Annotated in this window: 15 protein-coding genes; 5 read left to right on the top strand and 10 right to left on the bottom strand. The window is 74.7% G+C overall.

The window, feature by feature from the left end; translation table 11 throughout:
* Positions 1-9: 9 nt before the first annotated feature.
* Positions 10-1,575, top strand: a complete 1,566-nt coding sequence (locus Q0967_RS14415; protein ID WP_298751004.1) for a malate synthase A — start codon at positions 10-12, stop codon at positions 1,573-1,575.
* A 120-nt stretch (positions 1,576-1,695) separates the two neighbouring features.
* Here the strand turns inward: Q0967_RS14415 and Q0967_RS14410 are convergent, their stop codons facing one another.
* Positions 1,696-2,778, bottom strand: coding sequence for an amidohydrolase family protein (locus tag Q0967_RS14410; protein ID WP_298751001.1), 1,083 nt, complete (start codon positions 2,776-2,778; stop codon positions 1,696-1,698).
* A 67-nt stretch (positions 2,779-2,845) separates the two neighbouring features.
* Between Q0967_RS14410 and Q0967_RS14405 the strand changes: the two genes are divergently transcribed.
* Entirely contained in the window at positions 2,846-3,550 is a 705-nt protein-coding gene (locus Q0967_RS14405; protein ID WP_298750999.1) for an N-acetyltransferase, read from the top strand.
* A 10-nt stretch (positions 3,551-3,560) separates the two neighbouring features.
* Here Q0967_RS14405 and Q0967_RS14400 read toward each other — a convergent pair whose 3' ends face one another.
* Genes Q0967_RS14400 through ffh form a run of 3 tightly spaced genes read right to left on the bottom strand, consistent with a single transcriptional unit; the run spans position 3,561 to position 6,969 of the window.
* Positions 3,561-4,142: a mismatch-specific DNA-glycosylase gene (locus Q0967_RS14400; protein WP_298750997.1), complete on the bottom strand. Its 582-nt coding sequence runs from the start codon at positions 4,140-4,142 to the stop codon at positions 3,561-3,563.
* Positions 4,142-5,287, bottom strand: a complete 1,146-nt coding sequence (locus tag Q0967_RS14395) for a M4 family metallopeptidase (RefSeq protein ID WP_298750995.1) — start codon at positions 5,285-5,287, stop codon at positions 4,142-4,144. Before Q0967_RS14395 ends, Q0967_RS14400 begins: the two co-directional genes overlap by 1 nt.
* Positions 5,288-5,337: 50 nt before the next feature.
* On the bottom strand, positions 5,338-6,969 hold the full coding sequence (gene ffh, locus Q0967_RS14390) for a signal recognition particle protein (RefSeq protein ID WP_298750993.1): 1,632 nt from the start codon (positions 6,967-6,969) through the stop codon (positions 5,338-5,340).
* A gap of 94 nt (positions 6,970-7,063) precedes the next feature.
* On the opposite strand from ffh, the gene Q0967_RS14385 reads away from it, so the two are divergent.
* The gene (locus tag Q0967_RS14385; protein WP_298750991.1) at positions 7,064-8,005 is read left to right on the top strand and encodes an oxygenase MpaB family protein; all 942 of its coding nucleotides are present in this window, start codon (positions 7,064-7,066) and stop codon (positions 8,003-8,005) included.
* 109 nt (positions 8,006-8,114) lie between these two features.
* On the opposite strand, the gene ftsY is transcribed toward Q0967_RS14385, so the two are convergent.
* The 5 genes from ftsY to Q0967_RS14360 all read right to left on the bottom strand — a co-directional run bounded on the left by ftsY (position 8,115) and on the right by Q0967_RS14360 (position 14,531).
* The gene (ftsY, locus tag Q0967_RS14380) at positions 8,115-9,302 is read right to left on the bottom strand and encodes a signal recognition particle-docking protein FtsY (RefSeq protein WP_298750990.1); all 1,188 of its coding nucleotides are present in this window, start codon (positions 9,300-9,302) and stop codon (positions 8,115-8,117) included.
* 50 nt (positions 9,303-9,352) lie between these two features.
* Positions 9,353-9,817 (bottom strand): hypothetical protein, encoded by a 465-nt coding sequence (locus Q0967_RS14375; protein WP_298750988.1) that lies wholly within the window; start codon positions 9,815-9,817, stop codon positions 9,353-9,355.
* 158 nt (positions 9,818-9,975) lie between these two features.
* Positions 9,976-10,482 (bottom strand): tetratricopeptide repeat protein, encoded by a 507-nt coding sequence (locus tag Q0967_RS14370; RefSeq protein WP_298750986.1) that lies wholly within the window; start codon positions 10,480-10,482, stop codon positions 9,976-9,978.
* Positions 10,479-14,141 (bottom strand): chromosome segregation protein SMC, encoded by a 3,663-nt coding sequence (gene smc / locus Q0967_RS14365; RefSeq protein ID WP_298751273.1) that lies wholly within the window; start codon positions 14,139-14,141, stop codon positions 10,479-10,481. Before smc ends, Q0967_RS14370 begins: the two co-directional genes overlap by 4 nt.
* A gap of 108 nt (positions 14,142-14,249) precedes the next feature.
* Positions 14,250-14,531 carry an acylphosphatase gene (locus Q0967_RS14360; protein ID WP_298750985.1) on the bottom strand — a complete coding sequence of 94 codons (282 nt, stop codon included), beginning with the start codon at positions 14,529-14,531 and terminating at the stop codon, positions 14,250-14,252.
* Positions 14,532-14,554: 23 nt separating this feature from the next.
* Between Q0967_RS14360 and Q0967_RS14355 the strand changes: the two genes are divergently transcribed.
* Positions 14,555-15,589, top strand: a complete 1,035-nt coding sequence (locus tag Q0967_RS14355; RefSeq protein ID WP_298750983.1) for a Gfo/Idh/MocA family protein — start codon at positions 14,555-14,557, stop codon at positions 15,587-15,589.
* Between the two features lie 17 nt (positions 15,590-15,606).
* Positions 15,607-15,903, top strand: coding sequence for a hypothetical protein (locus tag Q0967_RS14350; protein ID WP_298750981.1), 297 nt, complete (start codon positions 15,607-15,609; stop codon positions 15,901-15,903).
* A 4-nt stretch (positions 15,904-15,907) separates the two neighbouring features.
* On the opposite strand, the gene mutM is transcribed toward Q0967_RS14350, so the two are convergent.
* Positions 15,908-16,822: a bifunctional DNA-formamidopyrimidine glycosylase/DNA-(apurinic or apyrimidinic site) lyase gene (mutM, locus tag Q0967_RS14345; protein ID WP_298750979.1), complete on the bottom strand. Its 915-nt coding sequence runs from the start codon at positions 16,820-16,822 to the stop codon at positions 15,908-15,910.
* Positions 16,823-16,828: the final 6 nt, after the last annotated feature.

Here is a 16,828-nt window from a genome sequence, read left to right as displayed (position 1 = left end):
GAGGACGAGATGGACTACCCCGGGACCCTGCTGGAGGAGACCACGGCCGAGCTGCTGCGCCAGCTCGTCGCGGAGACCGCAGCCTCCCGCACCGCCCTGCTGCAGGCCCGCAAGGAGAGGTCGCGCGCGGTGCGGGCCGGCGCCGAGCTCGCCCCGTCGCCGGAGACCGCCGACCTGCGCGAGGACGACTCCTGGCGGGTCGAGCCGCCGCCGCCGGACCTGACCTACCGGCTCGTCGAGCTGGCGACCCCTGCCTCGGCCGAGCACGCGACCGCGGCGATGGCCTCGCGCGCCGACGTGTGGGTGGCCGACCTGGAGGACATGCTGGTGCCGACGCCGGCGCGGCTGGTCGCGGCGCACCGGGCCATCGAGGACGTCGCGGCCACCCGGACGGGGGACGCCCAGCCCGGGGTGCCCACCCTCATGGTGCGTCCGCGGGGCCTGCACCTGCCGGAGGCTCACCTGCAGGTGGACGGTGCGTCCGCGAGCGCCTCGACGGTCGACACCTTCACCTTCCTCGCCCGGTGCGCCCGCACGCTGCTCTCCGGCGGCACCGCGCCGTACCTCTACCTGCCCAAGCTCGAGACCGCGGCGGAGGCGGCCTGGTGGGACGACCTGCTCGGGCGGGCCGAGTCCCTGCTCGGGCTGCCGCACGGCTGCACCAGGGTCAGCGTCCTGGTGGAGACCGTGCAGGCCACCTACGAGCTGGAGGAGATCGTCCACGCCCTGCGCCGACGGCTCACCGGGCTGGCCGCGGGCCGGTGGGACTACGTCTTCTCCTACCTGCGGACCTACGGGACCCGCCCCGACCACCTCCTGCCCGACCGCGACGCGTTCACCATGAACACCCGCTTCCTGCGCAGCTACACCTCGCTCATCGTCGGGGTGTGCCACCGCCGGGGGGTGCAGGCGATCGGCGGGCCCATCGCCCTCGCCCCGAGCGGCCCGTTCGACGAGTCGGTCGCGATGACCCACGCCCGGGTGAACCGGGACAAGGCGCGGGAGGCCAAGCAGGGCTTCGACGGCGCCTGGGTCGTGCACCCCGGCATGGTCCCGGTGGCCCGGGCGCCCTTCGAGGAGCGCGACCGCCTGCGTGAGGAGGGCGCGTGGGAGGAGGCCGACCTCGCCGGCGCGGCGACCCTCGACCCGGTCGCCCTGCGCGACGTCAGCTCCATCCCGGGGGCCTCGACGCTCACCGGGGTGCGCACCGCCCTGCGCTCCTCGCTGAGCTACCTCACCGGGTGGCTCGCCGGGGAGGGGACGGCGGTCATCGCCGGGCACATCGAGGACTTCGGCACGGTCGAGCTCAACCGGATGCAGCTGTGGCAGTGGCTCACCCATGGTCAGCGGCTCGCGGAGGGTCCCACCATGTCCGAGCTGCTCCTCGACCGGATGCTGGAGGACGAGGTGGTGCTGCTGCGACGCCGGGGCGCCCGCGAGGACCTGCTCGGGCACGCGGTCACGCTGCTGCGTGACGCGGTCGTCGCGGCCGAGCCGCCGGCCTTCCTCTCCCAGCGGGCCTACGAGGTCCTCGTGTCGGTGGACCAGACCGTCCCGGAGAGCGACGTCGCCTGACCCACCGAGCGTCGCGAATGGTTGCGCTCACCCCCACCGAGCGTCGCGAATGGTTGGCCTCACCCCCACCGAGCGTCGCGAATGGTTGGCCTCACCCCCACCGAGCGTCGCGAATGGCTGTCAGTACGCCCGCCCCCGCAGGATGACGTGGGCGGGGTGGGCGAGCACCCGCACGTCCTGGCGCGGGTCGTCGGCGTAGACGACGAGGTCGGCCGACTCGCCCTGCGCGATGCCCGGTCGCCTTAGCCAGTCGCGGGCCGCCCAGGTGGCGGCGCCGAGGGCCTCCAGCGACGTCATACCGGCGCTGGTGAGGGCCTCCACTTCCCGGGCCACCAGCCCGTGCGGCAGCTGCCCGCCGGCGTCGGTCCCGACATACACGGGTATGCCCGCCTCGTGCGCCTTCGCGACGGTCTCGTGGCGTCGGGCGTAGAGGTCCATCATGTGGTCGGCGTAGGTGGGGAACTTGCCGCGGCCGGCCTCGGCGAAGCCGGGGAAGTTCTCGATGTTGACCAACGTCGGGACGATGGCGATGCCCTGGGCGGCGAAGGTGTCGATGGTCTCGTCGACCAGGCCGGTCGCGTGCTCGATGCAGTCCGTGCCGGCGGCCGCGAAGTCCACGAGGGACTGCTCGGCGAAGCAGTGGGCCGTCACCCGCGCGCCCTCCTCGTGCGCGGCGGCGATGGCCTCGGTGAGCACGTCCACCGGCCAGCAGGTGTTGAGGTCGCCGGTCTCGCGGTCGATCCAGTCCCCGACGAGCTTGACCCAGCCGTCCCCGGCCCGGGCCTCCTGGCGGACGTAGGCGACCAGGTCCTCCGGCTCGATCTCCCACGCGAAGTTGCGGATGTAGCGCCTCGTCCGCGCGATGTGCCGCCCGGCGCGGATGAGCCGCGGGAGGTCCTCCCGCTCCTGCACCCACCGGGTGTCCGCGGGGCTGCCGGCGTCCCGCAGCAGCAGCGCCCCCGCCCCCCGCTCGGCCAGGGCGTGCTCCTCCGCGCGGGCGTCGTCGACGGCCCCCTGCGCCTCCAGCCCCACGTGGCAGTGGGCGTCGACCAGGCCGGGCAGGGCATACCCGCGGATCGTCTCGACCTCCCGGCCGGTCGGCGCGGTGAGACTCACCCGGCCGTCGACCACCCAGACCTCCCCGAGCACCTCCTCGGGTCCCACGAGGACCTGTCCCTCGATGTGCAGCACCGGTGCGCTCACGTGGCCGTCTCCTTCGTCGCAGGTATGCCGTGACCACCGTATCCGCAGGTCCGTAGACTCCTCCTTCGTGTCCTCCGCCCCCTCCCCCACCGCCGGACCCGCCCGGGAGCCGCTGCGGGTGCCGCGGGTCGACCTGGGCTCGATGCTGCGGGACGCCGCGGCCGGCCGGTTCCCGCCCTCGGACGGCGGTTTCTCCCGGGCGACGCCCTGGAAGGACGGCGTGGAGGGGGCGGTCGCCTTCACCGGTCACGCGGTGATGGTGGTCGCGGACGACGTCAGCGACGGGCAGCTGGCCGGCCTGGGGGTCCACGGCTTCGGCGGGGCCCACGAGCCCCGCACCACCCTGGCCCTGGCCGGCGGTGGCCCCATCGGGGTGCTGGACGCGCTGCTGGTCGGCCACGGGACGGGAGCCGGCGGTCCGCTCGTCCCCCGCGCCGACCTCGCCGAGACCGACCGGGCCGCCCACGCCGGCGAGTGGCGCACCGAGGTCGACGTCTACGGGTTGCCCGACCCCCAGGTCGCCTCGCTGGCCACCCTCTCGCGCGGCATCGGCGGGCTCCCCGAGGTCGGCATCCAGGCCGAGGACGGGCATGCCGCCACCCTGCTGGAGGGGGTCCTCGGCCGGCTGCCCCGGGGAGAGGTCGTCCTCGCGTCGGTGACGCCGGGCAACGCCCGCTCGCTGCGGTTCTTCCTGCGGCGCGGCTTCGTCCCGGTGGCCAGCGAACAGCTGTGGAAGCCTCGGCGCGAGCGCGCGGCCGACCTCGGGCGCTGAGCCAGGGACGTCACAGCACCCCGGCCGCCCGGGCGGGCTCGGCGTAGGCACGGGCCAGGGAGTCGACGGTCTCGTGCGCGTTGAGCCCGCTGGGGTTGGGCACGACCCAGAGCCGGGCTCCCGCGAGGTCCTCGGGCTGGGGTCCCTGCCTCGCCCCCCGCACGCCGAACGCGCTCCGGTATGCCGTGACCCCGGCCACGGCGACCACCGCCGGCCGTGTCTCGCGCACCGTCCGCACCAGTCGCCGTCCGCCCTCGCGCAGCTCCTCGGCGGTGAGCTCGTCGGCCCGGGCGGTGGCGCGCCGGGCGAGGTTCGTGATGCCGATCCCCCGCTGGAGCAGGTGGGCGCGGTCCTCCTCGCTCATGCCCGCCCCCGGGTCGATCGCACGCTCGATGACCCCCGCCCGCGCGAGCGCGGGGTAGAACCGGTTGCCCGGGTGGGCGAAGTGCGTCTGCGTCGCCGCCGTCCACAGGCCGGGGTTGATGCCGACGAAGAGCAGCCGCAGCACCGGGCCTCCGGCACCGGGGAGCAGGTCCGGCACCTCGGCGTCCCGGTAGGACTCGAGCTGGGCGCGGGTGAGGCGAGCGGCCATCAGCCCACCTCGAGCCCGACCCCGGCCCACGCCTCCCGGAGCGTGTCGACGACCCCGGGCTGGTCGGCATACCGCTCCCGGGCCGCCCCCAGGGTCGCGGCCGCGAACCCGGCGAAGCCGACGTCGCGGGGGATGCGTCCACGGGTCGTGAGCGTGTCGTACCAGACCTGTCCGGCCCGCTCCCAGGCCCGTCCGCCGAGACCGGTCGCGAAGAGGTGGAAGGCCTTGTTGGGGATGCCCGAGTTGATGTGCACCCCGCCGTTGTCGTTGTCGGCGTCGTGCGGCAGCTCGACGAAGTCGTCGAGGTGGGCGGGCTGCGGGTCCCGCCCCAGCACCGGGTCGTCGTAGGCCGTCCCCGGCTCGGCCATCGAGCGCAGCGCGCGGCCCTGCACCCGGTCGGTGAGCAGGTCGGCCCCGATGAGCCAGTCCGCATCCTCGGCGTCCTGGCCGCGCACCCGCTGGCTGACCAGCGCACCGAAGACGTCGCAGACGGACTCGTTGAGGGCGCCGGACTGCCCGACGTAGGTCAGGCCGGCGGTGTACTGCACCAGGCCGTGGGACAGCTCGTGCGCGATGACGTCCAGGCTCCGGGTGAACCCGGTGAAGTAGATGCCGTCCCCGTCGCCGAAGACCATCTGCCGACCGTCCCAGAAGGCGTTGGCGTAGCTCTGGCCGTAGTGGACGGTGGCCGACAGGAGCAGACCTCGGTCGTCCAGGGAGTCGCGGCCGTAGGCCCGGGCCAGGAGCTCCCAGGTGGACCCGAGCCCGTCGTAGGCCTCGCTGACCGCGGGGTCACCGGTCTGCGGATCGCCCTCGGCACGGACCAGCAGCCCGGGCAGGGCGGTCCCGCCCCCGGCGTCGTGGACGCGGCGCCGAGGGGTAGCCCCCTCGGGCACCGCCGTGGCGCTTCCCCCGCCCTCGCGGCGGACGGTGGCCGGGGCCTGGCCGGGCATGGTCGCGGGCAGGATGCCGCCCTGCAGCGGCGCGTGGCCGCCCGGCCACCGGGTGGCCTCGATCTCCCGACGCCCGCGGGTGTCCGCGCTGTCGCGCAGGGTGAACTCCATCGCCGGCGCGAGCTCGGGCTCGGCCTGGGCGATCCGGGTGAGCAGATAGCCCGGGATGATCGTGCGGCGTGTCCCCGTCATGGCCTCACTGTGCCACGAGCCACCGACAGGCCCGCCGCCGTCGGCAGCGCTCAGTCCTTGCCGTCCTGGAGATACTTCTCGAAGCCCGAGGGCAGCTTCAGACCGGACAGGTCCTGACCGGAGGGCGCGTCGTCCCCGCCGGCCGCCCCGGCACCGAAGGCGCTCTCGAAGGACTTCTCGCGGGCCGCCTGCTCCTTGGCCACCGCGTCCCGCTCCTGCTGCGCCCGCTTGGCCGGGTTGCCCGACTTGCCCTTCTTGCGCTGCGGCGCCTTGCCCTTCCGCGCCCCGCCGGCGCCGCCCGCGCCGGGCATCCCCGGCATCCCGGGCATGCCTCCGCCCTTCTTGAGCTGGCGCATCATCTTCTGCGCCTCGCCGAAGCGCTCGATGAGCTGGTTGACCTCGCCGACGCTCACGCCGGAGCCCCGGGCGATCCTGGCGCGCCGCGAGCCGTTGATGATCTTCGGGTGACCTCGCTCCAGCGGCGTCATGGACCGGACCATGGCCTCGACCCGGTCGAACTCCCGCTCGTCCAGGGAGTCCAGCTGCGCCTTCATGCCCTGCATCCCCGGCATCATGCCCAGCATCTGCTTGAGCGAGCCCATCCGCTTGATGGCCGACATCTGCTCGAGGAAGTCGTCGAAGGTGAAGTCCTCGTCGGAGAGGAACTTGCGGGTCATCTCCTTCGCCTGCGCCTGGTCGAAGGCCTGCTCGGCCTGCTCGATGAGGGTCAGGACGTCACCCATGTCGAGGATGCGCGAGGCCATCCGGTCGGGGTGGAACAGCTCGATGTCCTTGACGCCCTCACCGGTCGACGCGAAGAGGATCGGCTGCCCGGTCACCGTCGCCACGGAGAGCGCAGCACCACCGCGCGCGTCGCCGTCCAGCTTGGAGAGCACCGAGCCGGTGATCCCGACGCCGTCGGCGAAGGCCTTGGCCGTCTCCACGGCCGCCTGACCGATCATCGCGTCGATGACGAAGAGCACCTCGTCGGCCCGGGTCTCCAGCCGGATGTCGTGCGCCTGCCGCATGAGGTCGACGTCGACCGCGAGCCGGCCCGCGGTGTCGATGATGACCACGTCGTGGCTCCTGCGCCGCGCCTCCTCGACACCGTCGACGGCGACGTCGACCGGGTCACCGAAGGACCGGGTCCCCTCCCCCGAGTCCATCGCGGCGTCGTGGCCGAAGATGTTGCCGCGCTCGGGCGCGAAGACCGGGACACCGGCACGCTGACCGACCACCTCCAGCTGGGTGACGGCGTTGGGTCGCTGCAGGTCGGCGGCGACGAGCAGGGGGGTGTGCCCCTGGTCGGCCAGCCACTTGCCCAGCTTGCCCGCGAAGGTCGTCTTGCCCGATCCCTGCAGACCGGCCAGCATGATGACGGTCGGCGGGTTCTTGGCCAGGTTGAGCCGGCGCGTCTGCCCCCCGAGGATCGCGACGAGCTCCTCGTTGACGATCTTGACGATCTGCTGGGCCGGGTTGAGCGCCTGGTGCACCTCCGCGCCCAGCCCGCGCTCCCGGATCCGACCGGTGAACTCCTTGACCACCGGCAGCGCGACGTCCGCGTCCAGCAGCGCCATCCGGATGTCGCGGATGGTCGAGTTGAGGTCGGACTCGGTGACGGTGCCCTTGCGCTTGAGGTTGCGGAAGGTCTGCGTCAGGCGGTCGGAGAGGCTGGTGAACACCCGCCCAAGGATACGTGCCGGTGCACCGCCGCCGCGTCGCCCGTCCACCGCCGGCCGCCGCGCCACCGGCCCGGGGCGTCCGCATACTGGACCCGTGACCCCCTCCGACCTCACCGCCGCCGCGCGTCGCCGCCTGTCGCTGGCGCTGCGGGACCGGGTCGCCGGGGCCGACGCCCCGCGCCGGGCCCAGGCCGTCTGGCTCGCCCCGGGGCCCCGCCGCTTCGCCCCCCACGACCCGATCTGCCGGGTCCACGGGCACGGGGGGATGTATGCCGGCGGCATCCGCGCGCTGCTCCTCCAGTCGTTGCACCCGCTGGCCATGGCGGGGGTCGGTCAGCACTCCGGCTACCGCGGCGACCCGTGGGGGCGGCTGCAGCGCACCAGCGAGTTCATCGCGATGACGACCTACGGCCCGGTCGACGCGGCAGAGCGGGTCCTCGACCGGATCAACCGGGTGCACCGGACCGTCGTCGGCACCGCCGCCGACGGTCGCCCGTACGCCGCCACCGACAGCCACCTGCTGCGCTGGGTGCACGTCGCGGAGATCGACAGTTTCCTGCGCGCCCACCAGCACTACGCCCGCACGCCGCTGACGGCGACCGAGGCCGACACCTACGTGGCGCAGACCTCGTGGGCCGCCGGGCAGCTCGGTGTCCTCGACCCACCACGGTCGGTCGAGGAGCTCGAGCAGGCGCTCACGGCATACCGCCCCGAGCTGGAGGCCAGCGACGGGGCACGGGACGTGGCCCGGTTCCTGCTGGCCGAGCCGCCGCTCCCGTGGACCGCCCGACCGGGCTTCTGGATGCTGGCCGCGGGGGCGCTCACCCTGCTGCCGGGGTATGCCCGTGACCTGCTCGACCTGCACCTGCCCGGCCCCCTGCGCCCGCTCGAGCCGGCCGCCCTGACCCTCCTGGACCCGCTGGGCCGGCTCGGCACCGCCGCGGTCGGATGGGCGCTGGCGAGCCCGGAGGACCCCCGGAACGCTCCGACCAGCTCAGCCGTGGTGGACCGGACCGGCCCGGTTCACGACTCGTAGCGCGAACCTGTTCCGGCGCCGTGATGCAGCACGGCACCGGAACAGGTCCTGGCCAAGAGTGGCCGGCGGTCAGCCGGTCGGCCGGTCAGCCGGTCAGCCGGTCAGCCGGTCAGCCGACGATCGCCGCGACGAAGGCCTCCGCGTCGAACGGCGCCAGGTCGTCCGGGCCCTCCCCCAGGCCGATGAGCTTGACGGGGACCCCGAGCTTGCGCTGCACGTTGACGACGATGCCGCCCTTGGCGGTGCCGTCCATCTTGGTCAGGACGATGCCCGTGATCGCGACCTCCCGGGCGAACTCCTCGGCCTGCCGCATGCCGTTCTGCCCGGTCGTCGCATCCAGGACGAGCAGCACCTCGCCCACCGGGGCGACCTTCTCCACGACCCTCTTGATCTTGCCGAGCTCGTCCATGAGCCCCCGCTTGGTGTGGAGGCGGCCCGCGGTGTCGACGAGGACGACGTCCACCTCCGCCTCGACCCCGCCCTTCACCGCGTCGAACGCCACGGAGGCGGGATCGGCGCCCTCGGCGTGCGAGCGCACGGTGGGCACGCCCACCCGCTCCCCCCAGGTCTGCAGCTGGTCGGCGGCCGCGGCTCGGAAGGTGTCCGCCGCACCGAAGAGGACGTCCTTGTCCTCGGCGACGAGCACCCGACCGAGCTTGCCCACCGTCGTCGTCTTGCCGGTGCCGTTGACGCCCACCACGAGGATGACCGCGGGGTGCTCCCCCGTGCGGCTCGCCGCGATGCGCCGGTCCAGCGACGGGTCCACGAGGCGCAGCAGGTCGTCGTAGAGCCACTGCCGCACCTGCTGGGGGTCATTGGTGCCCTCCACCTTGACCCGGGTGCGCAGGGAGTCGACGAGCTCCTGGGTCGCCTCCACCCCGAGGTCCGAGGCCAGCAGGGTGTCCTCGACGTCCTCCCACGCCTGCTCGTCCAGCCCGCCGCGGGAGAGCAGCGAGAGCAGCGCCTGCCCGATGGCGCTGTTGGAGCGGGCCAGGCGGGCCCGCAGCCGCTGGAGCCGGCCGCGCGCGGAGTCGGGGCGCTCGAGGGTGGGCGCCGGCGCCTCGGGCTCCTCGACCGCGACCCCGCCACCACGGTTCTCGACCTCGCCGCTCGGGGCGGGAGGCTCCTCGACGAGGACGTCCCCCTCGGGGGCGTCCCCCTCCTGGCGCCCCGCGCCGTCCAGGGTGGCGGTGTCACCGCCACGCCCGCGCACCAGCGCGACCAGCAGCGCGAGACCCCCGAGCACCACGACGGTGACGAGGGTCAGGATCTCCCAGAGCTCATTGATCGGTCCCACCGGCACAGTGTCTCAGAGGCGCCGGCCCGCCCCGAACGGGATCGGTCGGCTCAGCTGGCGGCGCGGTACTCCTCCGCACGGACGTCCTCGGCCCGGGACTCCTCGCCGTCCGACGGCGCGTGGGCGTCCTCGCCACCGGCGGAGGCCGGGGACCCCGCACGGGTGCCGGCCTGACCCGGCGCGGCCTGACCCGGCGCGGCGACGGCCGGGCCGCTGCCGGCCGCGGGGGCACCGGACGCGGCGGCGCTCGCCCCGGCGGTGGCGTCGTCCGCCCCGGCCTGCGGCTGGCGGCGCGGCTGGCGGATGGACTGGGTGCGCTCGGCCGCGGACCGCCCGAGCTGCTCCCCCCGGCTGCGGACCTGCTCGCCCCGGCGTCGGGCACCCGCGATGAGCTCCTCCCCCTCAGGGGTCCAGAACTGGCCCCGCCCCTCGCGTCGGGCCTCGATCATGACGTACCCCACGACCCCCGCGCCCAGGGCGACACACATCAGCATGGCCAGGACAAGTGCAAGCATGGAGCCAGTGTGCCGCGCCCGGGCACGCGGGGACGAACACGCGCACGGCGTGTCCCGCGCGTGTCGCGCCGATCGTGAGCGGGCTCACAGGGACGGCCGCGTGGTCCGGCCGCACCGCAGGCACGGCAGGACCCCGAGGGACGCTCCGACGGCCCCCCTCAGGCCGGGAGCTCGCGGGCGATGCGCCCCAGCGTCTGCCGCGTCGAGGCCACCAGCCCGGGGTCCCCGGCACGCTCCCGCAGCCGCAGGGCACGCACGGCGACCTCGTGCGCCTCCGCATACCTGCCCTCGTCGAAGAGCGCCTTGGCGCGGTGCTGGTGGACGAGCGCGGTCCTGGCGTCGTCGTCGGCCAGGACCTCCTGCGCCGCGTCCAGCAGCTCGTGCGCCTCGACGAACTCCCCGCGCCAGTGGTGCACGTGGGCCAGGCGGACGGCGGCCGTCGCCCACGCCGAGGTCCCCGGCTCCCGCTCGTGCAGACGGTCCAGCCCCGAGAGGAGGGCGGCATCCAGCTCGCCGAGCATCCGCAGCAGCGCGACGGCGTGCGGGTCCTGCGGGGTCTCCTCGACCCACTCGCGGGTCTCCTCCTCGTCCAGCAGCTCCTCGCGCAGCGTCTCGTCGTCGATGACGTAGGCGGGGAACTCGGCCCCGCCGAAGACGACGGTCATGCCGGGGCCGGCTCGGGCGAGCGCGCGGGGGGCTCGACCCCGTCGGCGGCGACGTCCTTGATGCGCTGGCTGACGACGGTGGTCACGCCGTCCCCGCGCATCGAGACGCCGTAGAGGGCGTCGGCGATCTCCATCGTCCGCTTCTGGTGGGTGATGACGATGAGCTGGCTGGAGTCGCGCAGCTCCTCGAAGAGCGTGATGAGGCGACCGAGGTTGGTGTCGTCGAGCGCCGCCTCGACCTCGTCCATGATGTAGAACGGGCTCGGGCGGGCCTTGAAGATCGCCACGAGGAGCGCCACGGCGGTCAGCGACCGCTCCCCGCCGGACAGCAGCGAGAGCCGCTTGATCTTCTTGCCCGGGGGGCGGGCCTCCACCTCGATGCCGGTGGTGAGCATGTGCTCGGGGTCGGTGAGGGTGATGCGCCCCTCGCCGCCGGGGAAGAGCCGGGAGAAGACCCGCTCGAACTGCGCGGCCGTGTCGTGGAAGGCCTCGGTGAACACCCGCTCGACCCGCTCGTCCACCGAACGGACGATCTCCAGCAGGTCCTCCTTGGAGCGCCGTAGGTCCTCCACCTGCTCGGTGAGGAAGGTATGCCGTTCCTCGAGCGCCGCGAACTCCTCCAGCGCGAGGGGGTTGACCCGGCCGAGCTGCGCGAGCTGGCGCTCGGCGCGGCGCAGCCGCTTGTCCTGCACCTCACGGACGAAGGGCTGCGGCTCGGGCGCCTCGGCGTCCGGGTCCTCGGGCGCGGGGTCGTCCGGCCCGGGGATGTGCGGCACGGGCAGGTGCGGGCCGTACTCCTCCACCAGCGTCTCCGGGGGCACCCCCAGCTCCTCCACGGAGCGCGTCTGAAGCGCCTCGATGCGCAGCCGCTGCTCGGCCCGGGCGATCTCGTCGGCGTGCACGGAGTCGGTGAGGTCGCGCAGGTCGTCGGCCAGCTCGCGGGCGCGCTGCCGGGCCGCCGCGAGCGCCTGGTCGCGCTCGGCCTGCTCGGCCCGCACCCGCTCCCGCTCCTCCGTGGCCTCCTCGAGCACGGCCGTGCAGCGCTCCAGCAGGTATGCCGCCCCCACGCCCACGGCCTGGGCCGTCGCCCGTTCCCGGGCGCGGCGCTCGCGGCGCTCGGCGGCGCGGCGGCGCGCGGCCAGCTCGCCGGCCGCCGCGGACTCCAGGCTGTCGGCGCGCCCGGCCAGCGCGGTGACGCGCTCCTCCTGGGTGCGCAGCGCGAGCCGGGCCTCGGTCTCCGCGCTGCGGGCCCGGGCGGCCTCCTCGGCCAGGCGTTCCCGCTGCGTGGTGTCCGGGTCGTCGGTGCCCTCCTGGGTGGCGAGCTCCTCGGCGTCCGCGAGCCGCTGCTCGAGCTCGGCGAGCTCCTGGCGGGTGGTCGCGAGGGACTCCTCCGCGGTGGTGATCGCGGTGGTGGCGCGCTCGTGCTCGGCGCGGGCGGTGCGCATGGTCTGCCCGAGCTGGGAGAGCTGCTCGGCGACCGCCGTCATCCGGGCGTCGGAGTCGTGCAGGGCGTCGAGCGCCTGGTCCGCCGCCCGCCGTGCCGACTCGAAGTCCTCGCGGGCCGAGCCCAGCGCGAAGGTCGCCCGCTCCGCGCGGGCCACCGCCTCGGCCACCCCGGTCCGGGCCTCCTCCAGCGCCGAGGTGAGCTCGAGCAGGCTGGGCGCCGCGGAGGATCCGCCGCGGAGCCACCCGGGGCCGTAGACGTCGCCCTCCGGGGTCACGACCGTGACGCCGGGCAGGGCCCGCACGAGCAGGGCGGCATCGTCGGCGTCCCGCACGAGGGCCACCCGGGCGAGCAGCCCGGTGACGGCGCGCAGCAGGGCCTCGTCGCCGTCCCGGGCGCGGACCGTGTCGGCGGCCCACACGGCATACCCCGGCAGGTCCGGCCATCCCGAGCGGTCCTCCGCCTCCCCCGCGACGAGCTCGGGCACGAGCAGACCGGCCTGTCCCTGGTCCTCCTCGCGCAGCCACGCCAGCGCCTCCCGGGCCGGCTCGAGACCGTCGACGACCAGCGCCTCACCGGCCCACCCGAGGGCGGCCGCCACGGCGCCCTCGCGGCCCGCCTCCACCTGGAGCTGGTCGGTCACCGTGCCCCGCAGCCCCTGCACGTCGTCGGCCGCCAGCAGCGCGCTGGCGCCGTCGGTGCGCCGCAGGCTCATCGACAGCGCCTCGACGCGGGCCTGCCAGCGGGCCTGCTCGGCGTGCGCCTCGCGCACCTCCTCGGTGAGCTGCTCGACCTCCGCCTCGGCCTCGCCCCGGCGCTCCTCCGCCTGCTCGTAGTGCTCGTCCAGCCCCTCCTCGCCGTGCTCGACGTCGAGCACGGTGCCCTCCAGCGCCGCGAAGTCTCGCTCGGCCTTCTCCGCCCGCTCGACGACGGCCACGGCCACCTGCTGCAAGCGGGCGATCTCACCCTCCCCGGCCTCGACCCGCGAGCGCCGCGCCGCGACCTGTCCGGTGAGCCGGGCCAGACCCTCGCGCCGGTCGGCGGCGGCGCGGGCCAGCCGCTGCAGCCGCGCCTGCTCCTGGGCGTGCGCGTCCTCGGCCCCGGCGCGCGCGGTCTCGGCGTCGGCGAGCGTCTGCGCCAGCTCGGCCACCCTCGCCTGCAGGTCCGCCTCCTCCTGGCGCACCCGCGCGGCCTGGGCGCGCAGCTCCTCGGGGTCCCGGCCACGGCGCGACCGGCCGCTCTCCTCGGCGGCCAGGTCCTCCTCCTCCGCCCCGAGCAGCCGGACCCGCTCGGCGGCGAGGTCGCCCAGGGCGCGCACGCGCTCCAGCAGCGAAGACAGGGCGTACCACCGGTCCTGGACCTCGGTGAGCGCCGGGGCCGCGGCCGCGCGCTCCTGCTCGAGCCCGGCGACCTGGGCGTCGGCGGCCCGCGCCGCCTCCTGCACCGCCGTGCGCCGCTCGACGAGCGCCCGCTCGTCGGCCATCTCCTGCTCGAGCGCGCTGGTCAGCTGCACGAGGTCGTCGGCGAGGATCCGCAGCCGGGCGTCCCGGACCTCGGCCTGGATGGTCGCGGCCCGTCGCGCGGTCTCGGCCTGTCGCCCCAGCGGGCCCAGCTGGCGACGGATCTCGGAGGTGAGGTCGGCCAGGCGGGTGAGGTTGCCCTCCATCGTCTCCAGCTTGCGCAGCGCGCGCTCCTTGCGCTTGCGGTGCTTGAGCACCCCGGCCGCCTCCTCGATGAAGCCGCGCCGCTCCTCGGGGGTGGCCCGGAGGACCTGGTCGAGCTGGCCCTGGCCGACGATGACGTGCATCTCCCGCCCGATGCCGGAGTCGGAGAGCAGCTCCTGCACGTCCAGGAGCCGGCAGGAGGTGCCGTTGATGGCGTACTCCGAGCCCCCGGTGCGGAACATCGTCCGGGTGATGGTCACCTCGGTGTAGTCGATCGGCAGCGCGCCGTCGGTGTTGTCGATGGTCAGCGACACCTCGGCGCGTCCCAGCGGCTGGCGTCCCGAGGTCCCGGCGAAGATGACGTCCTCCATCTTGCCGCCGCGCAGGCTCTTGGCCCCCTGCTCCCCCATGACCCACGCGAGCGCGTCGACGACGTTGGACTTGCCCGACCCGTTGGGTCCGACGATGCACGTGATGCCCGGCTCCAGCCGCATCGTCGTCGCCGAGGCGAACGACTTGAAGCCCTTGAGGGTGAGGCTCTTGACGTACATCGACCTGCTCTTCGCTCTCGGCTCCCGGGACGGCTCGTCCGCCAACATACCTGGCGGGTATGCCGCCGCAGCGCCGCCGCGCGGCCGTCCGCCCGGCCCACCGGCGGGTCAGCGCTCGACGAACCCCGTCGTCCCCTCGCGCGCCGCGTGGTGCTGGACCACCACCCCGTCGACCCGGCCCGGACGGCTGCGGGTCGAGGGGTCCTCGCGCAGCAGCTCGACGAGCGCGTCGACGGCGGCCCGCTCGCCCTGGGCGTTGACCTCGACCCGGCCGTCGGGGAGGTTCAGGGCGTGGCCGACGAGCCCCAGCTCGAGCGCCCGGGAGCGGGTCCACCACCGGAACCCGACACCCTGGACCCGACCGCGGACGAAGATCAGCGCACGCTCCACACCTCCGAGACTACGGTGGGGGTATGCAGCAGCCACCCGCCAGCAGCCCCGCCTACGCCCCCGTCGCGAACCGCCCCGTCCGGTGGGGCCTGCTCGCCGCGGGAGGGATCGCCCGTGAGCTGGCCGCGGCGATCGCCGCCGTCGACGGTGGCGAGGCGGTCGCGGTCGCCGCGCGCGACGGCGAGCGCGCCCGGGCCTTCGCGCAGGAGTTCGGCATCCCGCGCTCTTACGGCGGCTACGACGAGCTCCTGCAGGACCCCGAGGTCGACGTCGTCTACATCTCCTCGACCCACCCCTTCCACCACGAGCAGGCCCTGGCCTGCATCGCCGCCGGCAAGCACGTCCTCGTCGAGAAGCCGACCACGCTCACGGTCGCCGACACCGAGGAGGTCTTCGAGGCCGCCCGGCAGGCGGGGGTGCTCGCGGTGGAGGCCATGTGGATGCGCTTCCAGCCGATCGTGCTCGACGTGCGGGACCGGGTGCACTCGGGCGCCATCGGGGACGTCCGCAGCGTCCACGCCGCGTTCCCCGTGCCGTTCGACTACGACGAGACCCACCGCCTCTTCGACCTCGACAACGGCGGGGGCGCCCTGCTGGACCTGGGCATCTACCCCGTGACCCTGGCGCACCTGCTCGTCGGGCACCCGACCCACCTGCACGTCCTGGGCTCGAAGGTCCCCACGGGCGCCGACGCCCTGGTGGCCCTGCAGTGGATGACGGAGCAGGGCGCCGTCGCCCAGGTCATGACGGACTCCCGGTCCCACGGCACCACCGAGACGGTCCTGCGGGGCACGGAGGGGTCGATCACCCTGCACGGCCCGATCAACAACCCCACCTCCTTCACCCTGCGCCGGGGCGAGGAGGAGGAGACCGTCGACGGTGACCGGCGGGGCTACGAGCACCAGGTCGAGGAGGTGCACCGCTGCCTGCGGGAGGGGCTGGTGGAGTCGCCGCTGGCCCCGCACGCCGACACGGTGGCCATCATGACCATCCTGGAGAGCGCCCGTCGCGAGCTGGGGGTGCGCTACCCCCAGGAAGGCGCCCCGCTGCACACCTGAGGCAGGATGGCACCGCGATGACCCAGCTGCTCCTCTTCGTCCTCCTCGCCTGCGTGCTCCTCGCCGCGATCGGTCAGACGGCCACGCCCCGGTGGCAGCGGCTGCCGCTGCGCCGGTGGACCCCCGTGCACGTGGCCGACCTGGTCGCGCGCGGCGTACGCGTCTTCTCCGACGCCGGCAAGGAGCGCCTGCGCCGGCAGAACCTCGCCCGCGAGGAGGTCGAGGGTCGCCGGTCCGACGAGACGCCCGAGACTCCCGAGGGCCCGGCGGCTCCCCCCTCCACGGACCCCGGGGACCCGCCGTCGGACCGGTGAGGGCTCAGGTGCGGGCCCGCGGCACGGTCTGGCACCGCGGGCAGTAGTGCGAGCTGCGGTTCATGAACTCCTCGCGCCGGATGGCGGTACCGCAGCGTGCGCACGGGCGGCCGGTCTGGCCGTAGGCGTCCAGCGAGCGGTCGAAGTAGCCGCTGGCGCCGTTGACGTTGACGTAGAGCGCGTCGAAGCTGGTGCCGCCCTGGCCCAGCGCCTCGCGCATGACCTCGGCCGCGTGGTCCAGGAGGCGACCGATCGCGGGGCGGGTCAGTGCCGAGGCGGGGCGTCGGCCGTGCACCCCGGCGCGCCAGAGCGCCTCGTCGGCGTAGATGTTGCCGATGCCGCTGACGACGCCCTGGTCCAGCAGCAGCCTCTTCACCGCGACGTTCTTGGACTTCATCGTCCGGATGACGGTCGGCCGGTCGAAGGCGTCCTCGAGCGGGTCGGGGGCGATGTGGGCGACCGGCTGCGGTATGCCGTGCCCGTGCGCCGGCCCTGACCCGGGCCCGACGGCCCGGCGGTGGACGTCGGGCAGGAGCGGGGTGAGGGCCAGGCCGCCGAAGGTGCGCTGGTCGACGAAGCGCAGCTGCGGGCCGTCGTCGTCGAAGTCGAGGGTGGCGTGCAGGTGCTTCTCCCGCGGCGCGTCCGCCGGCTCCACGAGCAGCTGGCCGCTCATCCCGAGGTGCATGACGAGGGCGTGCGGGTCGTCGTCGGGGGGGTCCAGGACCAGCCAGAGGTACTTGCCGCGCCGGTCGGCCGCGAGGACCTTGGCGCGGGACACCCGTGCCGACAGGTCGGCCGGCCCGCCCTCGTGCCGCCGGGCGACCCGCTGGCCGAGCAGGTGGGCGGTGCGGATCCGGCGGCCGACGACGTGCTCGGCGAGCCCTCGACGGACGACCTCGACCTCGGGCAGCTCGGGCACGGGAGG

This window comes from uncultured Serinicoccus sp., from assembly GCF_947500995.1.
Taxonomy (GTDB): Bacteria; Actinomycetota; Actinomycetes; order Actinomycetales; family Dermatophilaceae; genus Ornithinicoccus.
The sequence above is the reverse complement of the archived record's forward strand: the minus strand, read 5'-3'. Positions and strand labels throughout refer to the sequence as shown.